At 73.2% G+C, this 12,694-nt stretch carries 8 protein-coding genes and 2 pseudogenes; 6 read left to right on the top strand and 4 right to left on the bottom strand.

Features of this window, described 5'->3' with window-relative positions:
* Nucleotides 1-148 precede the first annotated feature (148 nt).
* Both RKD20_RS39380 and RKD20_RS39375 read left to right on the top strand, forming a co-directional pair.
* Nucleotides 149-2,980 carry an SNF2-related protein gene (locus tag RKD20_RS39380; RefSeq protein ID WP_424881862.1) on the top strand — a complete coding sequence of 944 codons (2,832 nt, stop codon included), beginning with the start codon at nucleotides 149-151 and terminating at the stop codon, nucleotides 2,978-2,980.
* Nucleotides 2,977-4,245: an SWF or SNF family helicase gene (locus RKD20_RS39375; RefSeq protein WP_424881861.1), complete on the top strand. Its 1,269-nt coding sequence runs from the start codon at nucleotides 2,977-2,979 to the stop codon at nucleotides 4,243-4,245. The genes RKD20_RS39380 and RKD20_RS39375 overlap by 4 nt, the downstream gene beginning before the upstream one ends.
* On the opposite strand, the gene RKD20_RS39370 is transcribed toward RKD20_RS39375, so the two are convergent.
* Both RKD20_RS39370 and RKD20_RS39365 read right to left on the bottom strand, forming a co-directional pair.
* Nucleotides 4,225-5,400 (bottom strand): cytochrome P450 family protein, encoded by a 1,176-nt coding sequence (locus tag RKD20_RS39370; protein WP_424881860.1) that lies wholly within the window; start codon nucleotides 5,398-5,400, stop codon nucleotides 4,225-4,227. The two genes, RKD20_RS39375 and RKD20_RS39370, sit on opposite strands and share 21 nt — an antisense overlap.
* Nucleotides 5,401-5,452: 52 nt before the next feature.
* Complete coding sequence (locus RKD20_RS39365) at nucleotides 5,453-6,298, bottom strand: patatin-like phospholipase family protein (protein ID WP_424881859.1); 846 nt, start codon at nucleotides 6,296-6,298, stop codon at nucleotides 5,453-5,455.
* Between the two features lie 100 nt (nucleotides 6,299-6,398).
* Here RKD20_RS39365 and RKD20_RS39360 point away from each other — a divergent pair, with 100 nt between their 5' ends.
* On the top strand, nucleotides 6,399-7,079 hold the full coding sequence (locus tag RKD20_RS39360) for a TetR/AcrR family transcriptional regulator (RefSeq protein WP_424881858.1): 681 nt from the start codon (nucleotides 6,399-6,401) through the stop codon (nucleotides 7,077-7,079).
* Between the two features lie 53 nt (nucleotides 7,080-7,132).
* On the opposite strand, the gene RKD20_RS39355 is transcribed toward RKD20_RS39360, so the two are convergent.
* Together RKD20_RS39355 and xylA are read right to left on the bottom strand one after the other, a co-directional pair.
* Complete coding sequence (locus RKD20_RS39355; protein WP_424881857.1) at nucleotides 7,133-7,591, bottom strand: hypothetical protein; 459 nt, start codon at nucleotides 7,589-7,591, stop codon at nucleotides 7,133-7,135.
* A 180-nt stretch (nucleotides 7,592-7,771) separates the two neighbouring features.
* A pseudogene (xylA, locus tag RKD20_RS39350) lies at nucleotides 7,772-8,939 on the bottom strand (xylose isomerase).
* 145 nt (nucleotides 8,940-9,084) lie between these two features.
* Between xylA and xylB the strand changes: the two are divergent.
* From xylB to RKD20_RS39335, 3 genes and pseudogenes are all read left to right on the top strand, one after another.
* Nucleotides 9,085-10,530, top strand: a complete 1,446-nt coding sequence (xylB, locus tag RKD20_RS39345) for a xylulokinase (RefSeq protein ID WP_402265260.1) — start codon at nucleotides 9,085-9,087, stop codon at nucleotides 10,528-10,530.
* A 7-nt stretch (nucleotides 10,531-10,537) separates the two neighbouring features.
* Nucleotides 10,538-11,747 (top strand): annotated as a pseudogene (locus RKD20_RS39340) (ROK family protein).
* 311 nt (nucleotides 11,748-12,058) lie between these two features.
* The gene (locus tag RKD20_RS39335) at nucleotides 12,059-12,658 is read left to right on the top strand and encodes an N-acetylmuramoyl-L-alanine amidase (protein ID WP_424881856.1); all 600 of its coding nucleotides are present in this window, start codon (nucleotides 12,059-12,061) and stop codon (nucleotides 12,656-12,658) included.
* Nucleotides 12,659-12,694: the final 36 nt, after the last annotated feature.

Raw genomic sequence — 12,694 nt, 5'->3', positions numbered from 1 at the left:
CGGGCGGGGGTCAGCACCGGGCGGGCAGGGGGGTTGCCAACACCCCCGCGCGACATGTGTTTCAGGCCACTGCCGCGAAGGCCCGAATGGTGATGTACCCTCGACCACCCCGACGACCTAGTCAAGTTTGAGGAGTCCCGCGATCTCTGTGCAGAGGGTTTCCGCGGCATCACCGTCCGAGATCTCCGAACTGGCCTCGTGCCGCGCCGTGTTCGTGCCCGGCGACCCGGCCCGCACCGGCCGTGTGGCCTTCTGGCAGCCCGACGGTGCTCCTCCTCCCGCTGTCGCGGCGGGAACGGTCGAGAACCTCGCGCTCGTGACGCCCGGCGACGACGCTGCGGAACTGGTCAGGCTGCCCGCGGTGTTGCTCCCGGTCCGCGTCGCCCTGCCGGTCCTCACGCGTGCGCGTACCTCCACGCACGGGCACCGGGCCACCGTCTTCTGGGGCGCCGCGGCCGTGCTGGCGCTGCAGTGCGTGGCGCGCGGGCTGCTGCTGCCCGGTCTGTCCGCCACCGACCACGACGCCTGGCGGGTGGGCCCTCTGGGCCCCGCGGACGTCGAGCGGGTACGCAGGCTGGCCGCCGCCATGCCGCCCGAGGCACACGCCGTACCGCTGAGTACCGCCGAGCCGCTGCGGCTGCCCGAGCCCGAACAGCTGCTGCGCGCCTTCCTGGACGCGGTCGCCGACGCCCTGCCCCGTTCTCCCGCGGCGCCCCTCGTGACGGGCGGACCCGTCTACGCCGCCCAGGAACCGCGGCACGTGCCCGAGCAGCGGGCGTGGGCGGCGGATGTCGCCGCGGGCCACGACGCGGGCGTACGGGTCTCGTTGCGGATCGAGGTGAGCGGCCTGACCGATGGTGAGGCACCCGCCTTCCGGGCCGTCCTCCAGGTGCACAGCGTGAGCGATCCGACGATCGTGGCGGACGCCGCCGACGTATGGGGCGGCGCCAGTGCCTTCGGCGCCCACGCGCGGATGGACTGCCTGCTCGCGCTCCGCAGGGCCGCACGCGCGTGGCCACCGCTCGCCCCTCTGCTCTCGGCGGCCGTCCCGGACGCGGTCGAACTCGCCGACGAGGAGATCACCGATCTGCTCGGGACGGGCGCGCACGCTCTGTCCGACCTGGGCGTAGAGGTGCACTGGCCGAAGGACATGGCCAGAAAGCTCATCACGCGCGCGATGGTCGGTCCGCCGGACGACCACGACCGGGGGGCGGCGGACACTCCGTCGTTCCTCTCCGGCGACGCCCTGCTCGCGTTCGACTGGTGGTTCGCACTGGGCGACCAGCAGCTCACGCGCGAGGAGCTGGACCGACTCGCCGAGGCCAACCGGCCTGTGGTGCGGCTGCGTGACCAGTGGGTGCTGGTCGACCCGCGCGAGATCCGCCGGGCCCGCGCCCGCCAGGACCGCAAGGTGACGCCCGTCGACGCCCTGAGGGCCGCCCTGACGGGCTCCGCCGAGGTCGACGGCCATCCGGTCGATGTGCAGCCCACCGGGTGGCTGGCGGCCCTGCGGGACAGGCTGGCGGACCCGGAGGGCCAGGAGCCGGTCCCGCAGCCCGCCGCGCTCGCCGCGCCCCTGCGGGACTACCAGCGCCGGGGCCTGAACTGGCTGGCCCGCATGACGTCCTCGGGCCTCGGCTGCTGTCTGGCCGACGACATGGGGCTCGGCAAGACGATCACGTTGATCGCGCTGCATCTGCACCGGCAGACCGACCCGGCGAGCGCGGGCCCCACCCTCGTGGTGTGCCCGACATCCCTGATGGGCAACTGGCAGCGCGAGATCGAGAAGTTCGCACCGGGTACGCCCGTGCGCCGCTTCCACGGTCCGCGCCGCGAGCTCGACGGCCTGGCCGACGGGGAGTTCGTGCTCACCACCTACGGCACCATGCGCCTGGACGCGCCCCGGCTCGCCGAAGCCGCGTGGGGCATGGTCGTGGCAGACGAGGCGCAGCACGTGAAGAACCCGTACTCGGCGACCGCCCGGGAGCTGCGCTCGATCGGGGCACGCGCACGCGTGGCGCTCACCGGAACCCCGGTGGAGAACAACCTGTCGGAGCTGTGGGCGATCCTCGACTGGACGACTCCGGGGCTGCTGGGCCGGCTCGGCACCTTCCGGGCCCGGTACGCACAGGCCGTCGAGAGCGGTCAGGACCCGGCCGCCGCGGAGCGTCTGGCCCGGCTGGTGCGCCCCTTCCTGCTGCGGCGCCGCAAGTCGGATCCCGGGATCGCCCCGGAGCTGCCGCCGAAGACCGAGACCGACCGTGCCGTGTCGCTGACCCCGGAACAGACCGGCCTGTACGAGGCCGTGGTGCGCGAGACCCTGGCGGAGATCTCCGGCGCGGACAGCATGGCGCGGCGCGGGCTGATCGTGAAGCTGCTGACCGGGCTGAAGCAGATCTGCAACCACCCGGCGCAGTTCCTCAAGGAGGAGGAGCCGGTCGTCGTCGGCCGTTCCGGCAAGCTGGAGCTGCTGGACGAGCTCCTCGACACCATCGTCGCCGAAGGGGCGAGCGTCCTGGTGTTCACGCAGTACGTGCGCATGGCCCGTCTGATCGAGCGGCATCTCGCGGCGCGCGGCCTGCCGTCGCAGTTCCTGCACGGCGGGACGCCGGTCGTCCGGCGTGAGGCGATGGTGCGCAGCTTCCAGGAGGGTGAGGTGCCCGTGTTCCTGCTGTCGTTGAAGGCGGCGGGCACCGGCCTGAACCTCACCCGGGCCGAGCACGTCGTGCACTACGACCGCTGGTGGAACCCGGCCGTCGAGGCGCAGGCCACCGACCGCGCGTACCGCATCGGCCAGACGCGCCCCGTTCAGGTGCACCGGCTGATCGCCGAGGGGACGGTAGAGGACCGTATCGCCGACATGCTGCGCCGCAAGCGGGAGTTGGCCGACGCGGTGCTCGGGTCCGGCGAGGCGGCACTGACCGAGCTGACGGACGCGGAGCTGGCCGATCTGGTGGAACTGCGAGGGGGCGCACGATGACCGGGCACGAGAGTGACGGGGAGCGCACGTTCGCGGCGCTGCCTCCCGCGCAGGGGCGGGGTTTCGCACAGACGTGGTGGGGCCAGGCTTGGTTGCGGGCACTGGAGGACGCCGCGCTGGACACGGGGCAGGTGAAGACGGGCCGCGGACTCGCCCGCGCGGGGGCGGTGGGCGCGGTCTCGGTACGTCCCGGGCGCATCACGGCCGTCGTGCAGGACCGTGACCGCACCACGCACCGCGCCGACGTCCTGCTGTCCGAACTGCCGGCCGAGCAGTGGGACCGCCTGATCGACATGGCCCTCGAACGCGCCGGGCATGTCGCGGCGCTGCTGGACCGCGAGATGCCACCGCATCTGGTGGAGGACGCGGCGTCCGCCGGGATCGAACTCCTGCCGGGGCTGGGCGATCTGGAACCGGAATGCGACTGCGGCGCCTGGGACCACTGCGGGCACACGGCGGCGCTCTGCTATCAGGTGGCCCGCCTGCTGGACCAGGACCCCTTCGTGCTGCTGCTGATGCGCGGCCGGGGCGAACACGCCCTCCTGGAGGACATGCAGGCGCGCGGTGCCGCGCCTGCGGAGGAAACTCCGGAACCGGAGGGGGTGGATGCCGCTGAGGCGTACGCGGCCGGCGACATCCTGCCGCCCCTGCCCGCGCCGCCGGAACTGCCCGCGGAGCCCGGCCTGCCGCCCTCGTTGGACACCGAGGCCCCGCCGGGTCCGGGAGTCGACCCGGTCGCCGTGCGTCATCTGGCCGCCCGGACCGCCGTAGAGGCACATCGGCTGCTCGCCGTGGCGCTGCGCCAACCGTCCGCACCGCCTCCTCCTGTAGTCGAATTGACTGCCGACCAGGACGCGGTACGACTCGCCGTCGCCGCGCCCGACCAGGCACTGACGGAACGGCTCGCCGGCGGCTCGGGACGTGACCCGCGGTCGCTGGCGGACGCCACGCGCGCGTGGGAGCTCGGTGGCGCGGACGCGCTGTCCGTGCTGGAGGAGGATTGGGAGCCGTCGGGCGGCGCACTCGCACGCGCGCGTGCCGCTCTGGACTCGGCCTGGGAAGAGGACGAACGGCCGTCGCTCACGGCAGGCGGCAACCGGTGGACGGTAGTCGGCGCACCGGCCCAGGTGCGCCTGGGCCGGGACGGGCGGTGGTGGCCGTACCGCGAGGAAGGGGGACGCTGGATGCTCGCGGGCCCCGCGGCCCTGGATCCGGCGACGGCTCTGGCTTCGGCGGAGTTCGTCTCAGCCGAAGAACAGCGGTAGTTCGGCCAGTCCCCTCAGGAGAGTGCTGCTGCGCCAGGTCAAGCCGCCCGGGCCGGTCGCGAAGGCGAGCGCGGGACGGTGGCGCAGCAGCAGACGCACGGCGACGGTCGCCTCGGCGCGGGCCAGCGGGGCGCCCAGGCAGTGGTGCGGGCCGTGGCCGAAGCCCAGGTGCGCGCGCGTGGGACGGCGCAGGTCGAAGCGGTCGGGGTCGGGAAAGCGCAGCGGATCGCGGGAGGCCGCCGCGAGCGAGATCTGCACGGAGTCCCCCGCCTCGATCCGGGTGCCGCCGATGTCGAGCGGCTCGGCCGCGAAGCGGAACGCCGTGGCGTGGACGGGCGAGTTGTAGCGCAGGGACTCCTCGACGGCCGGTCCGGTCAGATCCGGGTCGGCGCGGAGCAGGGCGAGTTGGTCCGGGTGAGTCAACAGTGCGTGGACGGTTCCGGAGATCAGGTCGACGGTCGTCTCGTGGCCCGCGACGAGGATCAGGAACGCCATGCCGAGGATCTCCTCGCAGGTGAGGTCGGCGGCTGCCACGAGATCACCGAGCAGGCCTGACGCCCGCCCTTCGCGTCCTCGGGCGATCAGATCGGTGAGGTACCCGGTCAGTGCGGCTGCGGCGGTGGTCGCCGCCTCGGGCGAGGTGGGCCTGACCAGTTCGTCGGACCAGGCGTGGAACACCGCGCGGTCGTCCGCGGGCACACCCAGCAGGCCGCAGATCACCGCGACGGGCAGCGGCAGCGCGTACCGGGCGACCAGATCGGCCGTTCCCCGCTCCGGCAGCGCGGCGAGGAGTTCGAGTGCGATGGCTTCGATCCTCGGGCGCAGCGCGGCGACGCTTCCGGCCGTGAAGTGCGCCGCCACCAGCCGGCGCAGCCGAGTGTGCTGCGGGGGATCGGTCTGGAGCATGTTGCGGCCGACCGCGTGTCCGCCGTCGCTCCGCCAGGACGAGGAATGCCGGATGTCGTTGCGCAGACGGGGATCGGTCAGCGCCGCTCGCGCCGCGTCATGGGCGACGACGAGCCAGCTCTCACCGCTTCCGGGGACGAGGACGCGATGCACGGGGCCCTTGGCCCGCAGCGCGGCGTAGAACGGGTACGGATCCGAGGCCGGTCCATGGCCGTCCGGGGCCGGCTCCTCCAGCGTGGGCGCGGGCATGCTGCTTCCCTTCGGTCGCGGTCATCAGGCTTACGGCGTTCCGGTCAGGCCTCTATCGCTCGGCGCGCCAGACCGCGTCCAGCGAGGCCGCGAGTGCCGTCGCCTGGGCGTGGCCCGCCCGGGCGGCCGCGGGAACGCGTGCGACGGAGGTCATGTCGCGGCCCATGGCACGGCGTGCGGCGCGGTCCGGGGTCACGAGAGCGATGTGGACGCCGTCGGCGGCCAGGTCCGCCGCCTGTTGTCCGGCGCTGGGATGGGGGCCCACGGCGGCGGGGATCGGGGCGATGGCCAGGACGTGGTGATGGCCACGCGCGAGGTGGATGTTGGCTGTGGCGCGACTGCCTCCGTCCATCCAGCGGCGCCCGGCCACGGTGACGGGAGGCCAGATCACGGGGACGGCGCAGCTTGCGGCGACCGCTTCGAGGAGGCTCACGCCCGAGTCGGCGTCGAAGGCTGTCAGGTCTCCGGACAGGGCGTCGACGGCCGTGATCCGCAGGGCGTGGTCGGGCCAGTCCTCCACGTCGTGCAGCAGGGGGCGCAGCGCGTCGAACACCTCGTACTCGGGGCCCGTACGTGCCTTCAACGCCGTTCGTCCCAGGCGCTGTACGGAGCGCTGCGGGTCACGGGAGCCCAGCGCGGCCCACAGGAAGCGGAGTGTCTGGCCGAGGCCGACGCGGAGGTCCACCCGGTCGGCGCCAACCAGTTGGCGTTCGTACAGCTCGCGCGCGGGCTCGCCGGCGAGGAGACGCGAACCGAAGATCGCTCCGGCGGAGGTGCCGATCACGACGTCCGCGCGGGTCGGGTCGACGCCGGCGTCGGACAGGCCCGCGAGAACTCCTGTCATCCAGGCTCCGCCGACGGGGCCACCCCCGCCGAGGACGAGTGCCGTACTGCCCATGTCTCACCCCTCCCATCAAAACGGGGAGCGGTCCCCATTTACCCGGTCGACGATAGCATCACTATCGGGGAGCACTCCCCGGTAGTGCGAAGGGGTGATCATGGCGGACGACGTGACGGTGCCGGTACGGCGCCGCGATGCGCGACGCAACCGGGAGTTGTTGGTCGAGGCCGCTCACGAGGTGTTCACGGAGCAGGGGTTGGAGGCGCCTCTGGACGTGATCGCGCGGCGGGCGGGGGTCGGGAACGCCACGCTCTACCGGCACTTCCCGAGTCGCGCCGCGCTCGTGGACGCGGTCTTCCGTGATCCGCTGACAAGCACCATGGCCGCCGGCGAGCGGGCCCGGGCCGCCACGGACCCCTGGGAGGGACTCGTCGGCTACCTGCAGACCGTGTTCGCCGTGCTGGCCACCGATCGCGGCACGAACGACCTGATGACCACCCACCTCGAGGGCATCGAGTCCTTGCAGGCCGTGCACGCCCACAACCGGGCGACGATGGACCTGCTGCTGCGTCGCGGCCGCGAAGAGGGAAGCATCCGCGCGGACGCCACGACGGAGGACGTCCTGTTCGCGCTGGCTGCGCTCGGCCGGGCCGTCCCCTCCCTCGCCACGGCCGCCGGTCCCGAAGCCTGGCGCCGCCCCCTCGCCCTGCTCCTCGACGGCCTGCGCGCCTCGCCGGCCGTCGCGCCCCTGCCCTCCCCGGCGCTCACCTCGGAGGAACTCGGCGAGGTCCTCCAGGGCTTGGGACCACACCGGGCGCCGCGCAGCTCCCCGGAGTGAGCGGGGGCGGGACGACGGCGACCCGTGTCAGGCCGCCGCACCGCCCCTGCGACTCATCCGATCAGGGACGGCAGCAGCGATTCCAGGCCGCTCGGGAACTCGCTGGGGATGTCGCTCGGAAACTGCGACGGGAGCTCGCTGGGCAACTCGCTGGGCAGCTGCGTGGGCAGGCTGAACGACGGCTTGGGCGAACCGCTCCCACTGGTCTGCGTGGAAGCCGGGCTCTTGTCCGGCGAGTCGTCACCGCCCGACGCCATGAGGACCACGACGACGACGGCCACGGCGGCCGCGATCACGGCGAGCAGGGCGAACAGTGGGCTGCGGCGCCTTCTCGGACCGATCGGGCCGGGGCCGCCGCCGACGGGAGCCATCGGCTGGGTCGACGGCATACCGCCGTACTGGTTCGGGCCCTTGCGCCCGAAGTCGTCGGGAGGTGGTCCGAAGCCACCGCCCGGAGGCGGTGTGTCACCCGGCGGTCCGGGCGGCTGGGGCGGTACCGGCGGCATGGCCATACCGTCCAGAGTCGCCTCGAACCGGTCATGGGGCGACCCCCGCGCGGAGGTTGGTACCGGCTCATGCCGTGGATCGCATGATTCCGGAACATTCCACGAGGGGGTCGGGGCCCGTCCGCACGGGTGCGTGCCGTCGGCGGAGGCCACTCACGGCCGACGGCACACGCGCGTGGGTTTCGTTCAGCCGCGCGCGCCCAGCAGGTGGTCCATGGCGAGCTGGTCGAGCTGCTCGAAGGCCATGCCGCGGGCCGCGGCCGCCTCCACGTCGAAGTCCTCGAAGGCGCTGCGGTCCGCGAGCAGCGACTTGAGGCCGTCCGCCGCCGTCTGCTGCGCCAGCTCGTCCAGACGCGAGGCGCGCAGCGCCTCCTGGACCTGCGGGTCGGCGCGGAAGGCGGCCGCACGCTCCTTGAGGATGAGGTAGTTGCGCATGCAGCCCGCGGCCGACGCCCACACACCGCCGAGGTCCTCGGTCCGCGGCGGCTTGAAGTCGAAGTGCTTCGGACCGGCGTAACCGGCGCTCTCCAGGAGATCGACCAGCCAGAAGGCGGCACGCAGGTCACCCGCGCCGAAGCGGAGGTCCTGGTCGTACTTGATGCCGGACTGGCCGTTGAGGTCGATGTGGAAGAGCTTGCCCGCCCACAGGGCCTGCGCGATGCCGTGCGGGAAGTTCAGCCCGGCCATCTGCTCGTGGCCGACCTCGGGGTTCACGCCGTACAGCTCGGGGCGCTCCAGGCGCTCGATGAACGCGAGCGCGTGGCCGACGGTGGGCAGGAGGATGTCACCGCGCGGCTCGTTCGGCTTGGGCTCGATGGCGAAGCGCAGGTCGTAGCCCTGCTCGCGTGACGTACTCGCCGAGGAGGTCGAAGGCCTCCTTCATGCGGTCCAGGGCGACCCGCACGTCCTTGGCCCCGCCGGACTCGGCGCCCTCGCGACCGCCCCAGGCGACGTAGGTCTCGGCGCCGAGCTCGACCGCCAGGTCGATGTTGCGGATCGTCTTGCGCAGCGCGTAACGGCGCACGTCCCGGTCGTTGGCGGTGAACGCGCCGTCCTTGAAGACGGGGTGCGTGAAGAGGTTGGTGGTCGCCATCGGCACCTTCATGCCGGTCGCGTCCAGGGCCTCACGGAAGCGCTTGATGTGGCCTTCGCGCGCGCTGTCCGACGCCCCGAAGGGGATCAGGTCGTCGTCGTGGAAGGTCACGCCGTGGGCACCGAGCTCGGCCAGGCGCTGCACCGTCTCGACCGGGTCGAGGGCACGGCGGGTGGCGTCGCCGAACGGGTCCCTTCCCTGCCAGCCGACGGTCCAAAGGCCGAAGGTGAACCTGTCCTCGGGGGTGGGCTGGTAGTTCATGACGCGGCTCCTTGCTGCTCCGGACTATTTCGTCATGGCGGTTTACAAATTAGTATGCACACACGTCTCCGGGAAGAGACAAGGTGTCTTCAGGGAAGACATCAGCCGCATCAAGATCATGAGCCGCGCAAAAAGGGAGAGCCCGATGTCAGCAGCCGAGGGTCCGCTCGTCGTCGGCGTGGACACGTCCACCCAGTCCACCAAGGCCCTGGTGGTCGACGCGGCCACCGGCCAGGTCGTCGCGCGCGGCCAGGCACCGCACACCGTGTCCTCCGGAGCCGGCCGGGAGAGCGACCCGCGCCAGTGGTGGGACGCCCTGTCCGAGGCCCTGCGCCAGTGCGGGGACGCCGCGCGCGAGGCCGCCGCGGTGTCGATCGGCGGCCAGCAGCACGGCCTGGTCACTCTGGACGCGCAGGGTGAGCCGGTGCGCCCGGCCATGCTCTGGAACGACGTCCGCTCCGCGCCACAGGCCAGGCGCCTCATCGAGGAGCTGGGCGGCCCGAAGGCGTGGGCGGAGCGGACCGGAAGCGTGCCGGGCGCCTCCTTCACGGTCACGAAGTGGGCCTGGCTCGCCGAGCACGAGCCCGAGGCCCTGCGCGCCACGAAGGCCGTCCGCCTGCCCCACGACTACCTCACCGAGCGGCTCACCGGGGAGGGCACGACCGACCGCGGGGACGCCTCCGGCACCGGCTGGTGGGCGTCCGCCACGGAGTCGTACGACAGCGAGATCCTGGCGCACGTGGGCCTCGACCCCGCCCTGCTCCCCCGCGTGGTCCGGCCCGGCGAGGTGGCCGGAACCGTCCGCGACGGCCATGACCTGCCGTTCTCCAAGGGCACCCTGGTCGCCCCCGGCACCGGCGACAACGCGGCCGCCGCGCTGGGCCTCGGCCTGCGCCCCGGGACGCCGGTGATGAGCCTCGGCACCTCCGGCACGGTCTACGCGGTGTCGAAGCGGCGCCCCACCGACCCGACCGGCACCGTGGCGGGCTTCGCGGACGCCCACGGCGACTGGCTGCCGCTGGCCTGCACCCTGAACTGCACGCTGGCCGTCGACCGCGTCGCCGCCCTGCTGGGCCTGGACCGCGAGGCCGTGGAGCCGGTCTCGGGGGTCACCCTGCTGCCGTACCTCGACGGCGAGCGCACCCCGAACCTGCCGAACGCCTCCGGGCTGCTGCACGGCCTGCGCCACGACACCACCGGTGGGCAGCTCCTCCAGGCGGCCTACGACGGCGCCGTGCAGGCGCTGCTCGGGGCACTGGACCTGGTGCTCGACGAGGACGCGGACCGTTCGACACCGCTGCTCCTGATCGGCGGCGGTGCCCAGGGCACCGCCTGGCAGCAGACCGTACGACGGCTCTCCGGGCGGCCTGTCCAGGTGCCCGAGGCCAAGGAACTGGTCGCCCTCGGCGCCGCCGCGCAGGCCGCGGGACTGCTGACCGGCGAGGACCCGGGCGCGGTCGCCCGGCGCTGGAACACGGCCGCCGGGCCGGTGCTGGAGGCCGTCGAGCGGGACGACGAAACGCTGGCCAGGATCGCCGGGGTACTCTCCGACGCGGCGCCGCTGCTGGAGCGGGGGACCTCTGAGAAGTGAGGGAGGCATGACCGCACCGCTGCACGACGCCCACCCGGCGGGACCCGGGCGCGGCCTGCCCGACACCCAGCAGGGCATGCGCCGCCGCAACCTGGCCCGGGTGATGCACACCGTGAGCGCCGAGGGACCGCTGTCGCGTGCCGCGGTCGCCTCCCGCATCGGCCTGACCCGGGCCGCGGTGTCGACCCTCGTCGACGAACTCATCCGGTCCGGGCTCCTGGAGGAACTCGGCCCCGAGCGCCCCGGCCGGGTGGGCAGGCCGGGTTCCGCGCTCGCCGTGAGCGGGCGCGGGCCCGCCGGAATAGGCGCCGAGATCGGCGTGGACCACCTCGCGGTCTGCGCGGTGGATCTGCGGGGGCAGGTGCGCACGCGCTCGGTGCGGCACGGAGCTAACCGGGGCCCGCGCCCCCGAGCCGGTGATCGCCGAACTCACCTCGCTGGTGCGCCGGGTGGTGGCGGAGGCGGAGAGCGAGGGCCTGTGGCCCGCCGGTCTCGCGGTGGCGGTGCCCGGTCTGGTGGCGCGTGACGCCCGGACCGTCGTCCGCGCCCCGAACCTCGACTGGCACGACACGGACCTGGGCACCCTGCTGCCCGGGGACCTTCCGCTGACCGTGGGCAACGAGGCCAACTTCGGCGCGCTGGCCGAACTCTGGCTCGGCGACGGCACCCCCCGTGACTTCCTGCACGTCTCGGCGGAGATCGGCATCGGCGCGGCCCTGGTCGTGGACGGGCAACTGCTGCGCGGCACCCGCGGTTTCGCGGGCGAGCTCGGCCATGTGCCGGTCCGCCCGGACGGACCCCGGTGCCCGTGCGGCGGGCGCGGCTGCCTGGAGCAGTACGCCGGCGAGGAGGCGGTGCTGCGGGCGGCCGGTCTGGAGCCGGGCGAGGACCGGGTCGGACTGCTCGCGCAGCACGCGGCGGACGGCGACGAGGCCGTACGGGGCGCCCTGCGCGAGGCCGGAGAGGCACTCGGCATCGCGCTGACCGGGGCGGTCAATCTGCTGGACCCCGAAGCCGTGGTGCTCGGCGGTGCGCTGGCCGGGCTCGCGCCCTGGCTGCTGCCCTCCCTGCGGGACGAGCTCGCCCGGCGCACAGCGGGTCCGGCCTGCCCGGTGTCCGTGTCCGGCCTCGGTTCGCAGGGGCCGCTGCTGGGGGCCGCGCACTCGGTGGTGCGGGCCGTGCTGGACGACCCGGCGGTTGTGGGCGAACGGGCCTGAGTACCCGTCAGCTCACCCAATCGAGTGAGCCGGTTGTCCACATTCCCCACGTTGTCCACCGGAACACCGAGCGTCCTTCTGCCCAACCGGCTGCCGCCGTACCGTCATTCACGCGAGCCACGCAGGTGCAAGTGAACGATCGGACTTCGCGAGGTCCTGGTCGTCCGCGACACCAGCCACACCTGCGTGGCGAAGATCCGTGAGGAACGGCTGTCGGCGCGCGAGACTCACCGCGGAGCGCACGACCGGCGCCGTGAGACCGCGGTGGTCCCGCGTGGCTGAACACCGCTGAGACGAAGGGCACTTGATCCATGGAACGCACCAGGCCGCTGCTCGACAGACGGCGGCTGCTGAAGGGGGCCGTGCTGGCCGCCGTACCGTACGCACTGCTTCCCGAGACCCTCGCCGGGGCGGCCCCGCAGCCCGTCGACCACCCGCTCGCCGAATGGCAGCCGGCCACACCGTCCAACTTCACGGCATCGGACCGCCCCTGGTCCTACCGGGTGGACCGGGTGGTCGTGCACGTCACCCAGACCACCTACACCGACGCCCTGGACATCTTCCGCAACCCGGCGAAGGCGGTGTCCGCCCATTACGTCGTGCGATCGGCCGACGGTCACGTCGCGCAGTGCGTGCGGGAGGCTGACGTCGCCTGGCATGCCGGGAACTGGGACTACAACACCCGCAGCGTCGGCATCGAGCACGAGGGCTGGGTGGACAAGCCGGCCTACTTCACCGAAGCCCTCTACCAGGAGTCCGCGAAGCTGGCGGCGGGGATCTGCGGGAGATACGGCATCCCCAGGGACCGCGCGCACATCATCGGGCACTACGAGGTGCCGGGCACCGACCATACCGACCCGGGCCCCTACTGGGACTGGGACCGCTACCTGCGCATGGTCCAGGCCGTGTGAGCCGCGCATCGTTCTGGTGACGCCGGTCGAAGAGGT

The sequence above is a fragment of the Streptomyces sp. SLBN-8D4 genome (genome assembly GCF_049739545.1).
Taxonomy (GTDB): domain Bacteria; phylum Actinomycetota; class Actinomycetes; order Streptomycetales; family Streptomycetaceae; genus Streptomyces; species Streptomyces canus_C.
Note: the sequence above shows the minus strand (reverse complement) of the source record. Positions and strands in the feature narration are given on the sequence as shown.

Bases quoted from the DNA above. Each gene is read 5' to 3' on its own strand.
- RKD20_RS39335 (WP_424881856.1), top strand. From the start codon at position 12,059: ATGGAACGCACCAGGCCGCTGCTCGACAGACGGCGGCTGCTGAAGGGG.
- RKD20_RS39365 (WP_424881859.1), bottom strand. From the start codon at position 6,298: ATGGGCAGTACGGCACTCGTCCTCGGCGGGGGTGGCCCCGTCGGCGGA.
- RKD20_RS39370 (WP_424881860.1), bottom strand. From the start codon at position 5,400: ATGCCCGCGCCCACGCTGGAGGAGCCGGCCCCGGACGGCCATGGACCG.
- RKD20_RS39375 (WP_424881861.1), top strand. From the start codon at position 2,977: ATGACCGGGCACGAGAGTGACGGGGAGCGCACGTTCGCGGCGCTGCCT.
- xylB (WP_402265260.1), top strand. From the start codon at position 9,085: ATGTCAGCAGCCGAGGGTCCGCTCGTCGTCGGCGTGGACACGTCCACC.
- RKD20_RS39360 (WP_424881858.1), top strand. From the start codon at position 6,399: ATGGCGGACGACGTGACGGTGCCGGTACGGCGCCGCGATGCGCGACGC.
- RKD20_RS39355 (WP_424881857.1), bottom strand. From the start codon at position 7,591: ATGGCCATGCCGCCGGTACCGCCCCAGCCGCCCGGACCGCCGGGTGAC.